This window comes from Ktedonobacter sp. SOSP1-52 (assembly GCF_016587395.1).
Window position 1 is genome coordinate 687,697 of sequence record NZ_BNJH01000002.1, and the last position, 20,835, is coordinate 708,531.

General features: G+C 54.9%; 19 protein-coding genes and 1 tRNA gene. 14 read left to right on the forward strand and 6 right to left on the reverse strand.

Annotated features, from left to right (window positions below; all coding sequences use genetic code 11):
* Positions 1-217: 217 nt before the first annotated feature.
* The 4 genes from JMJ16_RS18700 (at position 218) to JMJ16_RS18715 (ending at position 3,183) form a co-directional block, all read left to right on the forward strand.
* Positions 218-865 (forward strand): NTP transferase domain-containing protein, encoded by a 648-nt coding sequence (locus JMJ16_RS18700; RefSeq protein ID WP_201383913.1) that lies wholly within the window; start codon positions 218-220, stop codon positions 863-865.
* A gap of 19 nt (positions 866-884) precedes the next feature.
* On the forward strand, positions 885-1,253 hold the full coding sequence (locus JMJ16_RS18705; RefSeq protein ID WP_201383915.1) for a tetratricopeptide repeat protein: 369 nt from the start codon (positions 885-887) through the stop codon (positions 1,251-1,253).
* 62 nt (positions 1,254-1,315) lie between these two features.
* Positions 1,316-2,290 carry a D-2-hydroxyacid dehydrogenase family protein gene (locus JMJ16_RS18710; protein ID WP_201383917.1) on the forward strand — a complete coding sequence of 325 codons (975 nt, stop codon included), beginning with the start codon at positions 1,316-1,318 and terminating at the stop codon, positions 2,288-2,290.
* Between the two features lie 41 nt (positions 2,291-2,331).
* Positions 2,332-3,183: a nucleotidyltransferase domain-containing protein gene (locus JMJ16_RS18715; RefSeq protein WP_201383919.1), complete on the forward strand. Its 852-nt coding sequence runs from the start codon at positions 2,332-2,334 to the stop codon at positions 3,181-3,183.
* A gap of 50 nt (positions 3,184-3,233) precedes the next feature.
* Here JMJ16_RS18715 and tmk read toward each other — a convergent pair whose 3' ends face one another.
* The 3 genes from tmk to JMJ16_RS18730 form a co-directional block, all read right to left on the reverse strand.
* Positions 3,234-3,887, reverse strand: a complete 654-nt coding sequence (gene tmk, locus JMJ16_RS18720) for a dTMP kinase (RefSeq protein WP_201383922.1) — start codon at positions 3,885-3,887, stop codon at positions 3,234-3,236.
* 3 nt (positions 3,888-3,890) lie between these two features.
* Complete coding sequence (locus JMJ16_RS18725; RefSeq protein ID WP_201368666.1) at positions 3,891-4,487, reverse strand: hypothetical protein; 597 nt, start codon at positions 4,485-4,487, stop codon at positions 3,891-3,893.
* A 124-nt stretch (positions 4,488-4,611) separates the two neighbouring features.
* Positions 4,612-6,666, reverse strand: a complete 2,055-nt coding sequence (locus JMJ16_RS18730) for an exonuclease domain-containing protein (RefSeq protein ID WP_201383924.1) — start codon at positions 6,664-6,666, stop codon at positions 4,612-4,614.
* 289 nt (positions 6,667-6,955) lie between these two features.
* Between JMJ16_RS18730 and rnhC the strand changes: the two genes are divergently transcribed.
* From rnhC to prfB, 6 genes are all read left to right on the forward strand, one after another.
* Entirely contained in the window at positions 6,956-7,894 is a 939-nt protein-coding gene (gene rnhC / locus JMJ16_RS18735; RefSeq protein ID WP_201383926.1) for a ribonuclease HIII, read from the forward strand.
* Positions 7,895-7,998: 104 nt separating this feature from the next.
* Complete coding sequence (locus JMJ16_RS18740) at positions 7,999-8,967, forward strand: zinc ribbon domain-containing protein (RefSeq protein ID WP_201383928.1); 969 nt, start codon at positions 7,999-8,001, stop codon at positions 8,965-8,967.
* Between the two features lie 107 nt (positions 8,968-9,074).
* Positions 9,075-9,638 carry a GNAT family N-acetyltransferase gene (locus JMJ16_RS18745; protein ID WP_201383930.1) on the forward strand — a complete coding sequence of 188 codons (564 nt, stop codon included), beginning with the start codon at positions 9,075-9,077 and terminating at the stop codon, positions 9,636-9,638.
* A 262-nt stretch (positions 9,639-9,900) separates the two neighbouring features.
* Complete coding sequence (locus JMJ16_RS18750; RefSeq protein WP_201383932.1) at positions 9,901-10,599, forward strand: hypothetical protein; 699 nt, start codon at positions 9,901-9,903, stop codon at positions 10,597-10,599.
* A gap of 252 nt (positions 10,600-10,851) precedes the next feature.
* Entirely contained in the window at positions 10,852-12,024 is a 1,173-nt protein-coding gene (locus tag JMJ16_RS18755; RefSeq protein ID WP_201383934.1) for a hypothetical protein, read from the forward strand.
* 55 nt (positions 12,025-12,079) lie between these two features.
* Positions 12,080-13,208 (forward strand): peptide chain release factor 2 gene (gene prfB / locus JMJ16_RS18760; RefSeq protein ID WP_201383936.1). Its coding sequence is split into 2 segments (ribosomal slippage): positions 12,080-12,145 and positions 12,147-13,208, totalling 1,128 coding nucleotides; the frame shifts between segments, so codons are not numbered across the junction.
* A gap of 98 nt (positions 13,209-13,306) precedes the next feature.
* Here prfB and JMJ16_RS18765 read toward each other — a convergent pair.
* Complete coding sequence (locus tag JMJ16_RS18765; protein WP_052568352.1) at positions 13,307-14,278, reverse strand: RNA polymerase sigma factor RpoD/SigA; 972 nt, start codon at positions 14,276-14,278, stop codon at positions 13,307-13,309.
* Between the two features lie 1,604 nt (positions 14,279-15,882).
* Here JMJ16_RS18765 and ftsY point away from each other — a divergent pair.
* The 4 genes from ftsY to JMJ16_RS18785 all read left to right on the forward strand — a co-directional run bounded on the left by ftsY (position 15,883) and on the right by JMJ16_RS18785 (position 19,027).
* Entirely contained in the window at positions 15,883-16,896 is a 1,014-nt protein-coding gene (ftsY, locus tag JMJ16_RS18770) for a signal recognition particle-docking protein FtsY (protein WP_201383938.1), read from the forward strand.
* 15 nt (positions 16,897-16,911) lie between these two features.
* The gene (gene accD / locus JMJ16_RS18775) at positions 16,912-17,799 is read left to right on the forward strand and encodes an acetyl-CoA carboxylase, carboxyltransferase subunit beta (protein ID WP_201383940.1); all 888 of its coding nucleotides are present in this window, start codon (positions 16,912-16,914) and stop codon (positions 17,797-17,799) included.
* An 84-nt stretch (positions 17,800-17,883) separates the two neighbouring features.
* Entirely contained in the window at positions 17,884-18,870 is a 987-nt protein-coding gene (locus JMJ16_RS18780) for an acetyl-CoA carboxylase carboxyltransferase subunit alpha (protein WP_201383942.1), read from the forward strand.
* Positions 18,871-18,946: 76 nt separating this feature from the next.
* Positions 18,947-19,027, forward strand: a tRNA-Leu gene (locus JMJ16_RS18785).
* A 110-nt stretch (positions 19,028-19,137) separates the two neighbouring features.
* Here JMJ16_RS18785 and JMJ16_RS18790 read toward each other — a convergent pair.
* Both JMJ16_RS18790 and JMJ16_RS18795 read right to left on the reverse strand, forming a co-directional pair.
* The gene (locus tag JMJ16_RS18790; protein ID WP_201383944.1) at positions 19,138-20,274 is read right to left on the reverse strand and encodes a site-specific integrase; all 1,137 of its coding nucleotides are present in this window, start codon (positions 20,272-20,274) and stop codon (positions 19,138-19,140) included.
* Positions 20,275-20,438: 164 nt separating this feature from the next.
* On the reverse strand, positions 20,439-20,651 hold the full coding sequence (locus tag JMJ16_RS18795; RefSeq protein WP_201383946.1) for a helix-turn-helix domain-containing protein: 213 nt from the start codon (positions 20,649-20,651) through the stop codon (positions 20,439-20,441).
* Positions 20,652-20,835: the final 184 nt, after the last annotated feature.

A 20,835-nucleotide genomic window follows, 5' to 3' on the forward strand; every position in this document is an offset into this window, starting at 1 on the left:
GCATTCCTTCTTCATATTCTCTAATCTATTCGAACTGAACGTCATTATAGCACCACTGGCAACCCGCTTTATACACAGGCACGGAAGAGCCGCACTTCTTTCAGGCAACTATACTCCATCATCCTCCAGGTGATATAACAAAGAGGAACCTGCCTCTCTATTCCACCAGGTCTCTTCCGCAAATACATTTTATTGCTATAGGAAAGGTCTAGCACGTATGAGTGAGCGCACCACTGCCGCGATTATTCTTGCCGCGGGGACCTCCAGTCGCATCGGTGAAGACCGTCACAAGCTCTTGCTGCCACTGGGAGATCGTCCCGTTATCGCGCATGTCCTCGATGCGGTCCTGGCCTCACAAGCACAACCAGTCCTGCTCGTGCTCGGGCATCGCTCCGCGCAGTTGCGTGCCGTGCTCGCCCCCTATCTCGCGCATCCAGAGGTCCATCCTGTCGACAACCCACACTACCAACAAGGGATGAGTACCTCCATTCACGCGGGCATCACGGAACTGGCACACCTGGTACCAGACTGCGACTCCGCGCTGATCATTCTGGGTGACCAGCCCTTGCTCTCCGCCGCCATTCTCGATACACTTATTGAGGCCCGGCATACAACGCATAGCCGTATCATCGCGCCTCTCTATCAGGGACAACGCGGGAACCCGGTGCTCTTCGAGCGCAGTCTCTTCCCTGAGCTGCGAGAGGTACAGGGAGATGAGGGTGGACGCACCGTGCTTACGCGCCATCGAACCGAGGTTACAAGCATAGAGTTGGGGTCTACACACGCTAACAATGACGTCGATACCTGGGATGCCTATGAAGCCGTTGTCAGAGAGTGGCACAAGCAGCATCCTTCAGATAAATAGAGGAGAGTCGCTCACAACCATGTCTACACAAGAACAACAAGCCACCTTCTGGCTTCAATATAGTCAACAACTCTCGAACTCCATCCGCTATACCGAGGCCCTGGCCGCAGCGGAGAAAGCAGTCGCGCTCAACCCCGCCAACCCAGAAACCTGGTACACCCGTGGAACCTGTTTCGCCATGCTCGCCCGCTACCAGGAGGCCCTGGCAGACTTCGAGCAATCCCTGACCCTCCAGGACCAGGACGCCGCAGCCTGGGATGCCAAGGCCTGGGTCCTGGGTATCCTGGGTCACAAACAGGAGGCCCTGGCCGCCGTCAATCGCGCCCTGGAGATCGACCCGAACTACCTCGAAGCCCAACGCCGCAAAGAGCGCCTGGAAGTGCTCTAAGGCACCCTTTATTTCACCCGCATCCTCAGCGTTGAGACCCAAAACAAAGGAGGAGAAAAGTTTTGAAGATTGTTATTCCTGATGATTACCAGGATGCCATACGGCAGCTCGACTGCTTCGCGCAACTCAAAGGACACGACGTCACCATCTATAATGATAGCGTCACCGATATCGAGGCCCTTGCCAGCCGCTTTCGCGAGGCCGATGCCCTGGTACTTATCCGCGAGCGCACAAAGATCAGCGAGGCCCTCCTGGAACGCCTGCCCAACCTCAAGTTGATTAGCCAGACCGGCAGGGGCTACCCCCATATCGGTGTAGAGGCCTGCACGCACCGTGGAATCGTCATCGCGGCGGGCGGCGGGACCTCCTACTCCACCGCTGAACTGACCTGGGGCCTGATCCTGGCCGCGACACGACATATTCCCCAGGAGATCGCGTCGATGAAGGCTGGCCACTGGCAGACAACGCTCGGTACCGGTCTGCGCAATCGTACTCTGGGCATCTTTGGCTATGGTAGGATCGGTAGCCTAGTCGCGGGCTACGGTCGCGCCTTTGGTATGAAGGTACTCGTGTGGGGACGCGAAGGTTCACTAGCTCGTGCCCAGGCCGATGGCTTTGAGACCGCCAGCAGCCAGCAGATGCTCTTCGAGCGCGCCGATATCCTTACCCTTCACGTCAAAATGGCAGAGGCTACACGTGGGATCGTGACCGCCGCTGACCTGGCGGCGATGCAGCCATCCGCGCTCCTGGTCAATACCAGCCGCGCGGGATTGATTGCTCCTGGCGTGCTGGAGGAGGCGCTGCGCGCTGGACGCCCAGGCTCAGCTGCCGTGGATGTCTATGAGAGCGAGCCAGTCACCGACCACCCTCTGCTGCACATGGAGAATGTCATTTGCACACCCCATATCGGGTATGTGGAGAAAGATAGCTACGAATCCTTCTTTGGTGCGGCCTTCGAGCAGGTAGTTGCATTCCAGGCCGGCCACCCCATCAATGTCGTCAATCCCGAAGTCCTTGGTAAACAGCCAGATGCGTAATCGTGTCTCACTCAGACACTGCTAGAAACGAGAATGCTTCTTTGAATACAGATATAATCCTGGATCTCTTGCTCAATGAGCTCCGCGACACTCCTGGCCTATCTGGCATTGTGCTTGGTGGGTCGCGTGGCCGAGGAGCAGCCACGTCAACTTCAGACATTGATCTGGGACTCTACTATGATTCCGAAAACCCTATTGACTTGCGCCACTTACGCGCCGTCGCGGCCAGGGTCGATGACGAACACCGCCAGGATGTCCTCACCGATTTCGGCGGCTGGGGACCACGCATCAATGGCGGTGGCTGGCTGGTGGTGCAGGGGATGCATGTCGACTTCCTCTACCGCGACCTGCGCGCGGTCGCACATTCCATTACCGAGAGCCGTGCCGGGCGCATCGAGATTGCCTATCAGCCAGGCCATCCGCATGGCTTTACGAGCGCCATGTATATGTCGGAAATCGCGCTCTGCCGCGTGCTCTGGGACCCGGCGGGCGAGGTCCAGCGCCTAAAAGCCCTGACCACACCCTACCCTCGTCAATTGCAGGAGGGGATCGTCCGAAGCTTCTTCTGGGAGATCGATTTCGCCATCCAGAATGCGGCCAAAGGGGCCGGGCGCGGTGATGTTTCCTATGTCGCGGGCTGCTCCTTTCGCGCGGTTTCCTGCCTGCTCCAGGTCCTCTTCGCGCTCAACACCTGCTATTGTATGAACGAGAAGGGCGCCGTGGCGCTCGCCAACGCCTTCCCGCTCGTCCCTACCCACTTCGCCAAGCGCATTGGCGAGGTCTATACGCTCCTCACGCCCGAGAGCGCAAACCTCAAGGCTGCGCTCGAGCGACTTGAGGCACTCCGCAAAGAGACGCAAGCCCTACTGACAGCCCAGGGCTTGCCGGCATAAGCAAACGGGGTGCTGATAACCTCAGCACCCCATTCATCCTGGCTCCTATCTTATGTACGCGCCGCCAGGAGCCGCTCAACGTAGCCCTGGATTTCGCTCTGAATGACTTCAGGAGTACGCGAGGCATCAAGCACTTTGATACGCTGGGGATACCTGCGGGCTAGCGTGAGAAAGGCCTCACGCAGAGTCTGGTGAAAGGCCTCTGTTTCACGATCAAAATGGCTCTGCTCAGTACGCGTACCACTCTGATCCACGGCCAGGTTGGTGCGTTGCTGTACCTTCTCAGGTGGCAAATCCAGCATGATAGTTAGATTGGGCTGATGTCCCTGTGTCGCCAACAGTGAGAGATCCTCCACCAGTTGCTCACCAACACCACGCGCTGCTCCTTGATAGGCAATGCTGGAATCAAAGCAGCGATCCGAGACGATTACTTTCCCCTCGTCAAGCGCGGGCAGGATCACCTCGGCAAAATGCTGGGCGCGGTCAGCCTGGAAGAGCAGGGCTTCGGCCAGGGGAGAGATATGCAGGTCGGGGCGGTTCAGCAGGAGGCGCCGGATCTCCACCCCTAGGGGAGAGCCACCCGGCTCACGTGTGCGCAGATATGACACCCCCTGGCTCTGTAGCCACTCCTCTAGCAGGTTCATCTGTGTGGTCTTACCCGCCCCATCGAGACCCTCAAACGAAATCAGTACGCCACGTTCCACGCCCTACTTGCCTCCCTTATCGGTGCGATAGACATCGTAGTCCCAGTCAAAGTAGGGCTTGGGGAGCATATCCTCTGGACGCCAGGACTCCGCGCGCTTGCCGTACTTGCCATGGTACTCTTTGAGCGTCTCGCCAATAAATTCAAAGGTCAACTGGCAGATGCGGAAGCCCACGGGGACGTAGATGGTCGTCTGCGTATGATTGCTGATCTCCATGGTCCAGCGGCTAATATAGCCCACATCACCCACACCGGCACAGCGGCAGACTGAGAGGCCCGAGCGCGCGACCGTGCTACGCGAATACATCTTTGCCAGGTAGCCGTTATGACCACCAATGATCTCCTGTGTATGCGCCAGAATCGTCGTGCCGGGGCGAATCGCGATCTTTCCCTCGCTTGCCTGGCGGGGCATTCCCCAGTAGCGACGAATCTCCTCCGGGTTGTCCAGGTGCATAGCCTCTATATTGGCATCCCCCTGAAAATACCACTCGCCCAGGCGGCAGTCATATGAGTTGGTTCCCAGGTGACGCATATCAAAGGGTTCAATAACGATATTGCCCTGCTCTAGTTCTTCAAGGATACGTTTATCGGATAATAACATGCTGTTTCGGTCTCCAATGAAAAGAAAAAATACTATACACGCGCACTTCTATCCAGATCTTATTCCGAAACCCAACGTCACTGGCGTGACTAGCGCTTCGCGCTCAGGGTTTTCGGAGAAGAAGCTACTCTTCCAGCGGCAAGAGTGGTTCGGCACCGATATGTTGCCAGATCTGTGCGAACAACGCCTCCTGCTCCTCCTCGCTTGCCAGGGCAGATGAAAATGGGAAGAAGGCCCGGTCTTCACTATGATGATGAATCCAACGGCTGATAATATTAATTTGATCGACCTCGGCCTGACCCACAATATCAGGCGGGCGCCCTAAGTCACGCGCCTGAACCAGCAAAGTACGCAGGGCCAGCTTTGTCTCCGGCTCATTATGGGCCACGCGCTGCTGGGCGATCAAGCGGCCATGTCTGACCAGAAAGAGTTCATTGTGGTCAAGCTCGGACGAGGGATAGACAATAAACAAATTATTGGCCTCAACGGCGCCCGTGATCAACTGCTGGCCGATCAGGACCTCGTCGGCGCTGCGCAGTGCGTCACGCAGCCAGGCGGCTCGCTCAAAGTTGAGCTGTTGCGCCGCCTCAAACATCTGTCGGCGCAGGCGATCAAAGAGATCCTCTCGCTCACCACCCAGGAAGGCGCAAACCTGTTCGATAATTTTACGATACTCATCCTCATCTACGCCACCCCGACAGGGAGCGGGACAGCGCCCCAGATGGTGACGCAAACAGGGATCAGAAGCCTTCGCTGCTGGTGGCAGGCCGCGTGTACAGGTGCGCACCGGAAAGATCTTCTGCATCAATTCAATGGTCGCATCCACAACCCTGCGGCTGCGGAAGGGACCAAAGTAGCGCGCGCCATCCGCCGCGATCTCGCGCGTGGCGTAGACCCGGGGAAAGGCATGCTGTACATCGATCTTGATAAAGGGATAGAGTTCATAGTTGCGCAATTGCACATTATACATCGGCTGCAACTCTTTGATCAGCCGCGACTCCACCAGCAACGCCTCCAGCTCCGAACCCAGCACCCTCGTCTCGATCTCGCGTACGTTCTGCAAGAGGCCATCCATCTTGCGCGTGTATCCCAGCGGCTGGCTATAATAGGAACCCAGCCTGTCCTTCAGGCATTTCGCCTTGCCAACATAGATCACCTGCCCATGCTCGTCCCGCATGAGATAGATACCAGGCTTCTCGGGGAAGTTGCGCCGCCAGGCAGGATTAAGCAGGAGGCTCCCGTTCGGTCGCGTCGCCACACCCGAAAGCTTCTCGTCGGCCCGACCACGCGCCGCCATCTTCGCATCCACCTGGGTGATATCCCCACTCCAGGACACGGGCAACTGCTGGCGCAGGCGCAGTTGCCCCAACGTATGTATCCCCTGTACTTTTGCGCGTTCAATCAAGCGAGCAAAGACATCGGCCGTCACCTGGGCATCACCCAGGGCGCGGTGCCGATCATGCGTCCTGATCTGTAAATATTGCGCTACCATGTCCAGCTTGAAGCGCTTCAGACCCGGCAACAAGCGCCGCGAGAGCAAAATTGTATCCAGGCCCTCAACAGGAAAGGGCAGGCCCAACAACTGGGCTTCGTGCGTGAGAAAATTGACATCAAAGCTCAGATTATGTCCAACCAGGGTCGCGCCCTCGATAAAACGCAGGAAATCTGGCATGATATCGCGAGCCTTGGGCGCATCGGCTAGCATCTCTGGAGAAATACCTGTAAAGCGCACAATAAAGGGAGGAATGCGCCGCTCTGGATGTACCAGGCTCTGAAAAGTATCCAGGATCTCGCCATTGCGCATACGCACACCCGCCACCTCGATCACACGGTCCGGCCCGGGGCGTAGCCCGGTCGTCTCGGTATCCACCACTACAAACTCTACCTCTTCAAGCGCAAGCTGCGTACGCTTCCATGCAGTCAAGCCCCATAGCCGCTCCTGGGAACCCATCTCGTCTTCATCACCAACTGAGAGAGCTTCAAAGAGGGGAGAGCCGCGCAACGTCTGCCGCAATAATATTGTCCAGAAGCCATTGGAGTTGCCACCGCCCGTCACCCCAAAGAGACATTCGATTAACTGCTCCTCCGCGACCGGTTGCCTAACCTGCTCAAGCAGTTCATGTGCCCTGCGCAGTAATGTCCCTCGCTGCGGCACACTATTCTCATCCACCTGCGCCATGCCATAGCTCCACTTCGCCAAATAAATCGCCGTCAATTAGATCATATGTGCGAGAATAGCACGCCTCGCCCCTTTTGACAAGTACATAGTCCTGAGCACCGCAGGTGTGAAGGCAAGAGTAGTCAAGAGGGCTATAAAAAGAGCAAATATATTACCGCCAATCTCACTTCCTGCTACAATAGGAACAACTAACGTCTCCAAAGATGCTATTTGAAACGTTTACCAGTAAAATGCTGAAAAATCCAGTGGTATCGAACACTACAACATGTCCCTGTCGAAAGGAAAGAGGATGCCCACAAGCAAATTAGAGACAACCATTACTGCCTTCCATACCTATATTGCAGATCAGGGATGGCGTATTCTTAGCGAGAAGGCGGTACAGAGTGGGCACCAGTTCATGGTCAGCGATGGCAAGATCAACGTGCCAGTCACGCTCTATACCACCGGGCGCATTAATGTACAGGGGCAGGCCAGTGCGCTCCAGAGCGCGCTTAAAGCCTGGAATAGCGCCTCAATAGCATCACAGGTAGCAACAACGGCTCCCGCACTCAAGAGTCAATCAGGAGGAGAGCGACCACGCGCCACAGGCCTGGCGCGCATTGGGTGCGACGAATCAGGCAAAGGAGATTACTATGGTCCCCTGGTCATGGCCGCGCTCTACGTGGATAATCACACAGAGGAGCAACTTCTCGCCCTGGGGGTGCGCGACAGCAAACGCCTCACCGATGCCGTTATGTTGGAGATGGCCAGCGAGATAGAGCATATCTGTCGCGGGCAGGGCCTGCTGCGGATTTATGATCCCGAGCGCTATAATCGGCTCTACCAGGCAACACCAAACCTTAACCTGCTGCTCGCGCAGGCGCACGCCCATACTATTACGCGCCTCCAACCCACCGTGGCAGCGTCGCTGGCTATTGTCGACCAGTTTGGTGCAGAGCGACTCTTACTTGATGCCTTGAGGCAAACGGGGTGCTCGATTACATTGGAGCAGAGGCCCCGGGCAGAAGACGATACAGCGGTGGCCGCAGCCTCCATTATGGCACGCGCCGCCTTTGTTCGTGAGCTGGCAGAGCTTTCACGAAGCGTAGGGATTGAGCTTCCCAAGGGGGCCTCTAACCCACGGATTGTTACCATTGGACGAGAACTGGTTGCACAACATGGGGCAGACATACTACGCAAAGTAGCCAAGCTCCACTTCAAAACGACCGACATGATTGTTGTATCATAGAACGACGCACCTGATTGTATTCATACCCTAAATGTTATTGCTTCATTTGGCATCATAGAAAAAATAGAGAGCCTCTGCTCGGAGAAAGGATTTGAGAAGCCAATATGGTGTTTTGTGGTCAATGTGGCTTGCTTATACCACCCGGCTCGACGAAGTGCCCCCGCTGTGGCACCCCGGTCGATGAGAGCCCGGTAGGCCAGCAAGCGCCTACTACCAATGACATAAATAACGAGACGCAGGTTTCGATGCAGGCGATGCCGCAACACCAGCCAGGTGATGCCTATTCAGCACGCACGCAACAGGATCAGAGAGGCTATGAAACCTATAGCAACAACGCGCCCACGAGTGCCGTGCCGTCCTCTACACGGCCAACACCCGCTTATCCAGCGCCTCCTCCTCATACCTCTAATCCCTACAATCCAGTATCTCCATCCCCATATCCCTATAGGCAGCAACAAGAGGGCTACACTCCCCCTCAGCCCGCTCCATACTATCAGCCCCAGCCCTCCAGGCGCGGCAATGGGCTACTCACAACACTCGTCATACTCGCCGTTCTGATTGTCCTTGTGACTGGGGGCATCTTACTCGCTGGCTCGGGCAGACTCTTCCCGAACACGGCCAATGACGCCACAGCGACGACTGCCCCTCAGGCTACTCCGACAACCGCCCCTCAGGCAACAGACACGGCAACGGCCCAACCAACTGACACACCGGAGGCCACGGCAACTCCAACCCAGACCACGCCGACGCCAACAGTGACCTCAGCCCAGGCCGAGAGCGTAGTTCACAATTACTACAACTACATCAATGCCAAACAATATCAACAAGCCTATGATCTCTGGGCCCATATCAATCAAACCTATGATGACTTTAAAAATGGCTTTGCTACGACTGACAAAGACACCATCCAAACTATCCGTAGCAGCGATGATCCCCAGGGGCAAAAGGTTTCCCTCACCCTGCAAGCCCTCTCCACGGATGGACAGACCACCATGTATAGCGGCTACTATATCGTCAGCCAGCAAGCAGATGGATCACTCAAATTCGTAGATGGACAGATGAACCAGGCCTGATGGCGCCAGCATCTCACTTGGAAGGAGTGCATAGTCTGCACAAGGCAAGAAGGACACAACAAGGGAATATCAAACACGATACACACTTTCATAGCAGGAAGGTCACAATGGCACAGGACTCACTCTCGATACACTATAAGCTCTCACCAAGCCAAGAGACGATCTATATTCGACCTGTTCAGGCCAGTGATGCAGAAGCATGCCTGGCCCTCATGCGGCAACTTGATCAAGAGACAACATTTATGCTGCTTGAGCCAGAGGAGCGCAAAAATAATCCTGATGAGCTGCTTAAACGCTTTGCGCACCAGCAAGAAGACATGACCTCAGACATCCTCTTTATGGCCGAACATGGTGAGCGTCTGATTGGTTGCCTGGGAGCAGAGCGAGGCCGGGTACGACGCACCGCTCATAGTGCGCATATCTTCATTGGCATCCTGCAAGCCTATACCGGCAAGGGCATCGGCACACAGCTCTTTCTGGCCGTCGAAAACTGGGCGCGCTCCCTGCATCTGCGCCGCCTCGCGCTCGACGTGCATACGCATAATAAGGCCGGGATCGCGCTCTATACCAGGCGTGGCTTTGTCATCGAGGGGACGCTGAAAGATGCCTATTATGTGCGGGGACAGTTTGTTGACGCCTATGCGATGGCCAAAATTCTCGCTGATATATAGACAGGCACAGATCGCTCACAAGCAGGTATTTTTGTGAGAGAAGTTGGAACAAATGGGCAACCTCAAACGTTGTTACATACAATATGTGCGTGCAATATCGATAAAGACGTTGCCCGGAAGTCCTCCTTCGTGGCATTTGAGGGTACGTCACCGTTGAAATAGAAGATTGTGCCCGTTCCCAATGGGCCGACCATGGGGTATACTATCACACGAACAGCCTCGCATCTCGGCGATGTTTGAGCGGGGTCTGAAAGGAGTTTTCATGGTTTTCTGTGGTCAATGCGGTCAGCAAATGGCCCCCGGTACCATCCGTTGCCCACGGTGTGGTGCAGCTGTTGAAAACGGCCAATCCGGCCAGAATTATGATGTCACAGGATCGAACGACCAGACAGTTGAGTCCCAGTCGTTCTTTGCGCCTCAACCACAACAGGCGGCTCGTCCCTATTCTGGTGGCTCGGCGGCTAACTTTGGCGGTCACCCCTCGCAGGGTGGACCCCAACCGATCATGCTGCGCGGAGCAGACCAGAACTATGGCACACAAAATGCCTATGACGCAACCAGCATGATGGACGCGCATACGAATATGGGAGGCAATCCAGCTACCATGCAGCCTCAGGGCAACGCCTATGCTCAAGGAGGAGGCTATCCCATCTCTCAGCCAGGTCTCTCCGGCATGCAGCAGCCTATGGGCAGAGGCTACCCGGCTTCACAGTCTTCGTTCGCGAACGCGCCTCAAAGCGGTGGTCAGTACTCATATCCAGGCTTTGCGCAACCTCAGGGAAGCTTTAACCCCCAGGGGAACATGGCCTACCAGCAAGGGCAATCCGCCGAGAATTCTGCCACGACGAGTGCGACCTCGCGTGGCCGCACGACAGCTCTGGTCACCATTCTGGTGGGCATGCTCTTTATTCTTGTCGCGATGGTCCTCTTTATTATGCAATTTAATCATATGCTTGGTTAGAGGCCCGGTATCATATTTAGGCTTATCATTCTTGCTTTTGTGAAGCGTACATCTCCACGATAAGCACTTCACAGGAGTCAGGAGGGGTATCATGCTCATTGCATAATGAGTATGATACCCCTCCTGATTTTATATGAGTTGCTAGAGAGCCGCATCTACTCGTTTCCCTGGCTATAATGATCTATTTCGCTTGTCACCCTCTTTAGACTAGAAAGTGAAGGTATTAACGGAAAGCGAAGGGGAAGAGCCAGGTTGCACAACGCACAGACACTCCCTACCAAGGGAACACGCCTCCCACACACAACCTACCATCCACATCCGCTTACCATAGTCATTGCGTTTATCGCCCTCTGCATCCTGGTCAGCTACCTGTTTCTCCGCTCCGTTCAGTCCTTCGCTTCCCCACCATTAACCTGCACAAACCTTCTGCGCCAGGCAGACTACCAACAGATCCTTGCAGCGACTACTGAACAACGACTACCACCAGTGACGCAAATTACTAGTGACCTCATACCTGGCCAGCTAAGCACCTTTGTCCAGGTGAGTCATCCCGATGATCCACGCCACCTGCTCGACGTCTATGTCTACACCTGCTCTCAACAAGGCTGGGACTCGCAGCCAACCCTTATACCAGTCTTTCAACTTCACGACTTGATTCAGGGTACAGCCAGCATTACTCAGGCCCATTCACTCAGCATCGGCCAGCTTGATACCACACTTCCCGTTGATAACGACCTCTTGATGCAACCAGATCAGCAAACGATGTACCGCGAATATCGCTGGCAGAATGGCGCATTCATACAGGTGCCATTCCCCGCGCTCTTCCCAGTCTTAAGCCGTGCCGAGGCGCAACAGTTGCAAACACAAGCCAATGCTGGAACAATCCTGCCCTGGTCCGACCCTCTCAAAACGGCGGCCTCTCTAGCACAAAATCTGCTGCACTGGTCCGCAGATAGCACGCATATACACCTGATCCGCCAATCAGCAGGCGAGGCCGAGTTGATGCTCACTGAGGAGAGCCCATCCTGCGAGCTTGATGTGACCCTGCAACGCCTGATACAAACAGACGAGCATGGACTCTGGTTTGTCACCTCCGCCTCCTCGCCAGGCCTGACACTGCAACACAACAATCTGGATATGGCAACGAGTTCACCCCTCACCCTCAGTGGCACCCTTGATCAAGCAGGCGCACCCGCAGCACACCAGTCCACTCCCACGGCCCTCCTCTTTGACCACACCCTGACCCACCTGGCGGTGCTCAACACCGAAGCCATCGTCATTCAACCCAATGGAGGCTTTACCGGCACCTTGCATTTTACAAATGATCTGCCTGGTCAACCCTCACTCCTGCTCCTCGCCTTCACCACGTCTCGCTCAAGCCAACAAACCATCTCGCTCCTGCTCACCAACGTCCTGCTCAGTTAAGATGTGACAAAGGTGCCTCTACACCAGCGCCTCATGATATGCTACAATACTGACCATGAGTGAAATGACCCAACAAATTGAACGCTTACAAAGACGCGTCGAGAAAACTATGGTGCGTCTTTGACCTGGCTACCAAAGCAGTCCAGGTAACACAACTTGAAGAAGAGAGCATGCAGCCAGACTTCTGGTCTGATAACCGCAAAGCACAGGCCCATATGCAACAACTCAATGCCCTGCGCGAAGAGGTTACGACCTGGGAGCAGCTCGCCACGCAACTTAAAGACCTGCAAGAACTTGCCTTGATGCTGGAAGAGGAGCCAGATGATGATATGCAGGCCGAAGTGGCGCAGTCCATTCCCCCAATTGAGGAACAGATCGAGAAGTTAGAGTTTGCCTTAATGCTCAGTGGCGAACACGACGAGAAAAACGCCATCCTCAGTATCCACGCAGGTAGCGGCGGCGTCGATGCCCAGGATTGGGCAGAGATGCTTCTGCGTATGTACCTGCGCTGGGCGGACCAACATCGCTTCCGCACCCAGATCTATGACTATAGTGAAGGTGAAGAGGCTGGCATCAAGAGTGCGACCGTTGAGATCGAGGGGCGCTTTGCCTATGGGTATCTGCGGTCGGAAGCAGGTACACATCGCCTCATTCGTCTCTCGCCCTTTGACGCAGCACACCGTCGCCAGACCTCGTTTGCGAAAGTTGAGCTCATGCCCGATATCGAAAACACTATCGAGATTTCGATTCGGCCCGAAGATATCGAGGTAGATACCTACCGCTCAACGGGCGCGGGTGGGCAGCACGTCAACAAAACTGACTCCGCCGTGCGGATGCGCCACATTCCGAGCGGTATCGTCGTAACCTGTCAGAACGAGCGCTCACAGATTCAGAACCGGGAAGTCGCGCTCAAGCTCCTCAAGGCCCGCCTGTTTGAGCTGGAGCAGAAGAAGCACGACGAGGAGGCGGCCCGCTTAAAAGGCGAGCATGTCCAGGCCGACTTCGGAACGCAGATTCGCTCGGTGATTGTACATCCCTATAACATTGCCAAGGATCATCGCACCAACCACGAGACCAGTGACACCACCGCGTACCTGGCTGGCAATATTGATCCCTTCATTCACGCCTACTTACAGGAGCAGGCATCTGGCGTTGCAAGTCCCGCCGCGGTCGCGGAAGACTAACGCGCTCAAGATGTGGAAGCAGTAGCACACAGTTTTTTTAACCAGACACAAAGAGGCCCGGACGTTTCTCCCGTCCGGGTCATCTCTTATCCTCCTTGCTAGACACGCGCCAGGTCGCGTAGACCCTCATAGCGCTCCGGATAGCGCAGTTTGCGCAGGGCCTTCACCTCAATCTGGCGAATACGCTCACGTGTCAGATGGAAGAGCACGCTGACCTCGTCGAGCGAGAGGGAGTGCCCATCTTTTAGTCCGTAGCGCATCTCAATGATCGTGCGCTCGCGAGGATTAAGGACGGTCATGGCTTGCTCGATATGCTCACGCTGCAACTGCTGCGAGACCACATCAATCGTGGGCGCCATGCTGGTATCTTCGAGCATATCTGAGAGATGGTACTCCTCATCATCGGCCATCGGCGCATCCAGCGAGATGGGCTGCTCCGAGACATTGAGGAGTTCGACGACGCGCTCACGCGGCAGGCCCAGTTCAGCCGCTACCTGCTCCGGTAATGGCTCAACGCCTTGCTCCTGATACAAGCGACGTGTGATACGCTTGATCTTGTAAATAAGTTCTACGACGTGGACAGGAATATGAATGCTGCGAGAATGCTCGGCGATGGCCCTGCTGATAGCCTGGCGAATCCACCAGGTGGCATAGGTGCTAAAGCGGAAGCCACGCTTGTAATCAAACTTCTGTGTCGCGCGCATCAGACCAATATTGCCCTCCTGAATCAGGTCGAGCAACGGTAACCCCTGGTTGGAATAGCGCTTCGCGATACTGACGACCAGGCGCAAGTTAGCCTCGATCAAGCGCTGCCGGGCATACTGATCGCCCCGCGCTACGCGTTCTGCCAGTTGAAGCTCCTGCTCGGCGGTGAGCAGTGGATACATACCAATCTCTTTCAGGTACTGTTTTACAGAATCGTCGACCGCCCCACGCTGGTCCTCTTCCCCATCTACCTCCTCCTCGCAGGCATAGATGAAATCCTTTTCACTTTCTATCTCCACGCCATCGTCCATCAGGTCTTTGGTGTGCTTTCTCTTGCTCAACGTGACTGTCACTTCGGTATCCACACTCTGGGATGCTCTTTTTCCTCTTGCTCCCACGACATCTACTCCTTTTTCCATACTACCTTCACAGACAGACGCAAACGAGAAACTCAAAACGGACCTCTAGGTAATGCGATGCAGTCGGGTGCGCTTACCAGTTCTCTGGCATTGTTATATGACTCTGTCTAGAAACGCCATCTCTCCCGGCTGTGTTTTTTCTAACGTGTCGTCCGCGATATGCTCTCCCACTTTTCTATTAGTGCAAGAAACGTGCCAAACTCTAGTCCCCATTGACATAGTTTACTCCTTTCACTCCTCGCAAGCTGGTAGAAAGCTGTAACAGTAATACTATCGGCAAGCAAACACACTTTTATAGGGAAAATTGACCCCAAATTTCAGTCTACATAAAATTTGGCATATCATGCGTGCTCAAGCACGCCTTCCTGGCTGCTCACTGCTATAGAGCAAAGTAGACCTCTTCCATGAAGAGTTTTCCATGTTTGAGGATTTTTGCCCAGCCCTTGCGTGCAGTAACATGAATAGATAGCAATGCTTGACTAGAGTTGTTTCACCTGTTATGCTGGAAGTAAGAAGCAAAAGAACGCGGGTGTTCCGAGCGTTGTCCTCGCAATTTCACGCTCAGTAGGGAAGGCGTAGCCAGGGATGTCTGTTCTCTTGTTTCACCTCTCTTCTATGTGCCTGGTTGGTGAAGCGCTCTTGCACCTCTCCCAGGAACATGAATATTTCTTCACATACTTGCTGACATTGGGATGGAGTTGTGGTATGATAGGAGAGGCATGGATTAGACCTGCTGTGGGGATGCGGATGCAGCGGCGGAGGCTCCCCCCTCGGCTTACTTTTTTGTTAAGCCTCGCTTGAACCTGGTTACTACCTATACGGAAACCTGAGCACGAAGCGCTAGTCACCCCCATTCGGGGCACAGCGGCCTGACGTTGGTTTCCGCATAAGAGCTTAGGCAAGCGAATATACCCTCCAGAGAGAAGGAAGGAGGCGATTTCGTGGAAAACGCATTTCCTCGGTGTCGCAAATGTAGTGAAGGTGATCTGGTTCCGCTTTCGGATTTCGGTAGCCAGGGAGCTTCCATCGAGTACAAGGCATGGGTCTGCACCAACCCCTCCTGCTTGTACAATATAAAAATCCGTAACGGCGACATCATCATTAACGAACCTATCAGTGACGGCTCACTCCACTCATATCGTAGCGGTCGCCAATAGGGCTGAGATGTTGTTTCGCTTTGCACGTCTTTGGGTGGTTTCAACCACTCACTGACGTGTATTGCATTTTAGTAGGGTTTCTCCTGCTAAAATGCTGTTCTGCACGATGAGCATTTTTGGCCCTCTTGTCCTGTTCCGCGCCACAATGTTATACTCTGTGGGGACTGAGGTTCCCGCCGTAAGGCATCATGGCGTGGAGGTCGACTCCTAGAAGCTCTCGGGCACAACCGAGGGAGATGTCGCTCTCTTTCGCTTCCCTGCTAAAGAGAGGGTCACTCACTTTTATCCAGGTGAGTATAGTGATCTATTTTTCCTTCGCCTGGTAAAGGGACTGCTTTTATACATAACGCACTTATACGTTCAGCATAGAGATACATAAGGAGTCAACACAACGTGTTCAATCGCTTCTTTGGGCAGAAACCACAAGAAGAACCCGACGACAAGAATCAGGGTCCTGCTCAGGAACGAGCAGGAGATGCTCCTTCCCGTCCAGAACAACAATCACCACAACGCTTCGGCTTTCTCAATCGCACACGTCAGCTCTTTAGTCGCATGAGTGAAGTCGTAGAAGAGACCGATCTGATCACGGATGAGATGTGGGACGATCTCGAAGAGTCGCTGCTGGCCGCAGATGTCGGTCCCAGCACCACCATCTGGCTGATTGAACGCCTGCGCCAGCGTGCCGAAGACGAGCATATGCGCACCGGCGCCCAGGTGCAACACGCCTTACGAGAAGAACTGGTCATGCTGCTTGGCGATCCCTCCCCACTTCGCCTCTCACAACGCTCTCCCCTGACAGTCATTCTTGTCATCGGGGTCAATGGCTCTGGGAAGACGACCTCCATTGCGAAAATGGCCCACCGTCTCTCGCGCGAAGGGCGCCAGGTCATGCTGGCCGCGGCCGACACCTTCCGCGCCGCCGCGATTGATCAGCTCAAAGAATGGGGGCAGCGCATCTCCGTTCCCGTTATCAGTCAACAACCAAGCGCTGACCCGGGCGCAGTCGTCTATGACGCCATCCAGGCCGCTCAGTCGCGTGGCAGCGATGTCTTGATCGTTGATACCGCTGGTCGCTTGCATACCAAGTATAATCTTATGGAGGAGCTTAAAAAGATCAACAAGGTCATCCAGAAGTTTATCCCTGATGGCCCACATGAGCTGCTCATTGTTATCGATGCGACGACCGGACAGAATGCGCTCTTGCAGGCGCGTAAGTTCGCGGAAGACATTGGCCTGACAGGCGTCATTATTAGCAAATTGGATAGCACCGCCAAGGGTGGGTTCGCGTTTGCCGTCGCTGACGACCTGGGTGTGCCCATTAAATTCATTGCGACAGGTGAGAAGGTCGAAAACTTGATTCCCTTTGATCCACAGAGCTTCGTTGCGGCTCTCTTCACACAAGAATAACCAGGAGGACCTAGTATGGTGAAAGAAGCGGCTGCTCCATCGAACAGTGCCACCTTCTCGGCAGCACGCGCGCAGTCTTCGCTCACTGCGATGGGCAATATTGTTGTCAAATGCCCAAAATGCAAAGAGATTTTATATGGACGCGACTGGGAGAAGAATCAAAAAGTCTGCTCACGCTGTAACCATCATTTTCGCTTGACGGCACGCGAACGTATTACGCTGCTCGTCGATTCCAATAGCTTTGAAGAGACGGATGCCACCATGATTCCAGGGGATCCGCTCAAATTTACTGCCCGTCCTGCCAATATGGCCAATCAGCCTGACTACGCCAATAAGCTCATCGAGGAACGGCAGAAAGCCGGCCAGAATGAGGCAGTCGTCAGCGGCATTGCCACCGTCGATGGCCAGCCCCTGGCCCTGGCCGTCATGGACTTCCACTTCATGGGTGGCAGCATGGGATCCGTCGTGGGAGAGAAGATTACGCGCACAATTGAGTTAGCCATTGAGCGCCAACTGCCAGTGCTGGTCGTCTCTACCTCGGGCGGTGCACGCATGCAGGAAGGCATCTTCTCCCTCATGCAAATGGCTAAGACCTCGGCCGCGCTCGCCAAACTTGGTGAGGCTGGACTCCCTTATTTTAGCCTGCTCACTGATCCCACCACAGGCGGCGTCTCAGCCAGTTTCGCCTTCCTGGGCGATGTGATCCTGGCCGAACCCGGTGCGCTTGTCTGCTTCACCGGCCCTCGTGTGATTGAAGGCTTTATGCACATTAAGCTGCCCGAAGGAACCATCAATTCCAACTTTGCCCTGGAACACGGCATGATCGACACAGTCGTTCACCGCCACGAACTACGCCAGACGCTCTCGCGCCTACTCACCATGTATGCGCCCTCAACCAAATAAGGAAGGGGAGTCTGCTTGCGTCCATCTTGTGTTCTGGTATCTCATTTAGATAGAGGATTAGCCAAGTAGAGGAAGATACATACAATGCCTTATGATCTAGACTTTGAAAAGCCGCTCGCGGAGTTGGAAAAGAAAATCAATGGACTTCAGCGCAAGGGCGAGCGCTTAAAACCAGATGAAACCAAACAGCTACAAAGCCTGGAAAATGATCTGCGTAAGCGTACCGAGGAGATCTACAGCAACCTGACCGCCTGGCAAACAGTGCAGGTCGCGCGCCATAAAAACCGCCCCTACACCCTCGACTACATCAAGCATATTTGTGATGACTTCTTTGAACTGCATGGGGACCGCTCCTTTGCCGACGATCACGCCATTGTCGCTGGCACCGCCCGCCTGGGAGAGCAGACCGTTATGCTCATCGGGCATCAAAAGGGACGCGATATGAAAGAGCAACAGTATCGCAACCTGGGCATGCCCCATCCTGAAGGCTATCGCAAAGCCTATCGCATGATGCAGCAGGCCGAAAAATTTGGCTTCCCCATCATCAACCTCATCGATACCTCGGGCGCCTCCCCTGCCCTGGTGGACGAAGAGCGCGGCCAGTCCGAAGCCATCGCCTCCTGCCTCTATCTCATGCCCCGCCTGCGCGTGCCCATCCTCGCCATCGTCATTGGTGAGGGCAACAGCGGTGGCGCGCTCGCCATCAGCATCGCTGACCGCATCCTCATGTTTGAACACAGCTACTACACCGTCGCGGCCCCCGAGGCAGCGGCCAATATCATCTGGCGTGACGCAGGCCAGGCCCCCCTGGCGGCCGAGGGGCAGCGCATTCGCGCCAAGGACCTGCTCTCCTTCAAGATCGTCGACGAGGTCATTCCCGAGCCGCTGGGGGGCGCACACCGTAACCACCACCTGGCAGCCGAAGCGCTGAAAGTCTCTCTCCTGCGCAACCTTGAAGAGCTCAAGCAGCTCCCCACCGACGAGCTACTTGCCAAACGCTACGAGAAGTTCCGAGCCATCGGTCAATTCGACCACGAGGTGCTCGAAACAAACTCAGAAATTGGGGTCTGATCCCCTTGACTTCTGTTCGTGAATGCGCTATTATAGGCATCGCAAGTGATGAATATGCCTTGCATCACGAACACCTGCCGGTGTGGCGGAACGGTATACGCGTCTGTCTCAAAAACAGATCCCGCAAGGGTTGAGGGTTCGAATCTCTCCACCGGCACCTCCCTCTTATGAGGACGACGCTCTCAGGCCCATTCTAGACGTTCCTGAGGGCGTTTCCCTTTTTGGCGAAACGCATCGTTGACAGCAAAAATGACAGCAAAGCAGTCTCTAGCTCCCCAGGGCATCGTTGAGCTTCCTCATCGCCTCCTGCTGCATCGTCGGCAGCACGTGAGAGTACACGTCCAGCGTCATATTGATCCGGCTGTGCCCCAGGATCTCCTGAACGATCTTGGGATGCACCCCCATACTCAGCATGAGCGTCGCGGCGCTGTGCCGCAGGTCGTGAAAGCGAATATTCGGCAGCCCTGCTTTCTTGAGCAGTTTCTTGAACGGCTCCTGGATATCCCTATCCGGGTTTACATGCGTCCCCACCGACGTGCAGAACACATAATCGTGCTCCTCCCACCGCGGCCCGGCCTTCAACTTCGCCTCCAGTTGGCGCACGCCGTGCTGTTTGAGACCCTCCAGCACAAAAGAGGGTAACACGATATTCCTCCTACTCTTCTCGCTCTTGGGCTCGTCCTCGATATATCCCTTCCCCGAGACTCTGCTTGGGATGCGCGTCAGCACCCGGCGAATCTGAAGCTTCCCGGTAGCCAGGTCAATGTCGCGCCACTTCAGGCCCATGATCTCGCCCCGACGCATCCCGGTCCCGATGGCGAGCAGGAAGAGCGCCTCCTGGGGGCATCCCCGAACGGTGGTGAGAAACTGCTGAGCCTGCTCCAGGTTCAGCGTCTCCAGTTCTATGTGTTTTCGCCGCGGCGGCGAGACTAGATCGCAGACGTTATACGCCATGAGCCTCCAGCGCATAGCGTGGTCCAGGGCCTTATGCAGCACATTGTGAAAGCTAATCACAGTGGTGGCCGAGAGCCCCTCCCGCAGTTTGCTGTTGTAAAACGTCTGGAGATGTTGCGGGGCCAGCTTTTGTAGCATGTGGTGCCCCAGCGCCGGCAAGAGATGAAGGCGAACGATTTCCTCATACCGCTCATAGGTACGAATACGAATGCTCTGCCGGTGCACCTCCTCCAGCCAGTACTCAAGGTAGTGCTTAATGGTCTGCTGCGGCGCCGTGATCATCCTCCCTTCCTGCTGCTCGTGAAGCGCTTTCTTAAGTTTTTCCTGCACCTCCTTGCGCGTCTTTCCGTACAGCGTTTTCCGTTTGCCATTGTCCAGGGAGATGGCGGCGGCCCATCTGCCATCATTCCTGTGATAGATAGATCCTTCACCGTGGCCTCGTCTTGCCATGGGGTAAAGCTCCTTTTCAATCTATTCTCAGTGCAAAGCTGCACCGGCCTCTAGAGTACCATGATGAGGATTTGTTGTGAACATACGTCCTACAAAAATCCTATGTGATTCGGATCTGCGCATAAAGAGTGATTAGTAAAGTTGGTCTCTCATACGCATTTCGCTCATGTTCCACCAGAATCCTTTGCCTGCCTCTCCTTTAGCCAGAGCACCAGGTCCTCCTGCGAGACCCGTATGGCACGCCCAAATCTTTGGACCGGTAAGTTCTCCTTTTCAATTAATTCGTAGACCTTGGTTCGACCCAGGTTCAGCACCCTGGCAACCTGAGAAATCGTCAAAAGTAACTGAAGAGATGGCATACCATCACGCTGTTCCATAACCGCTCCTTTTCATAATCATCAATCTTGGCTACAAGAAATCCTCAATGAGATCACTCACCCCACACCAGCTTTTATGTTTGAGCTTTGGCCATTTTGTAGAGGCTCTAAAAGATTGAGATAAGTACATGATTTCTCGTACTTTTGCATATACGACATGCATATGCTGTCCAGAAAAGCGCTA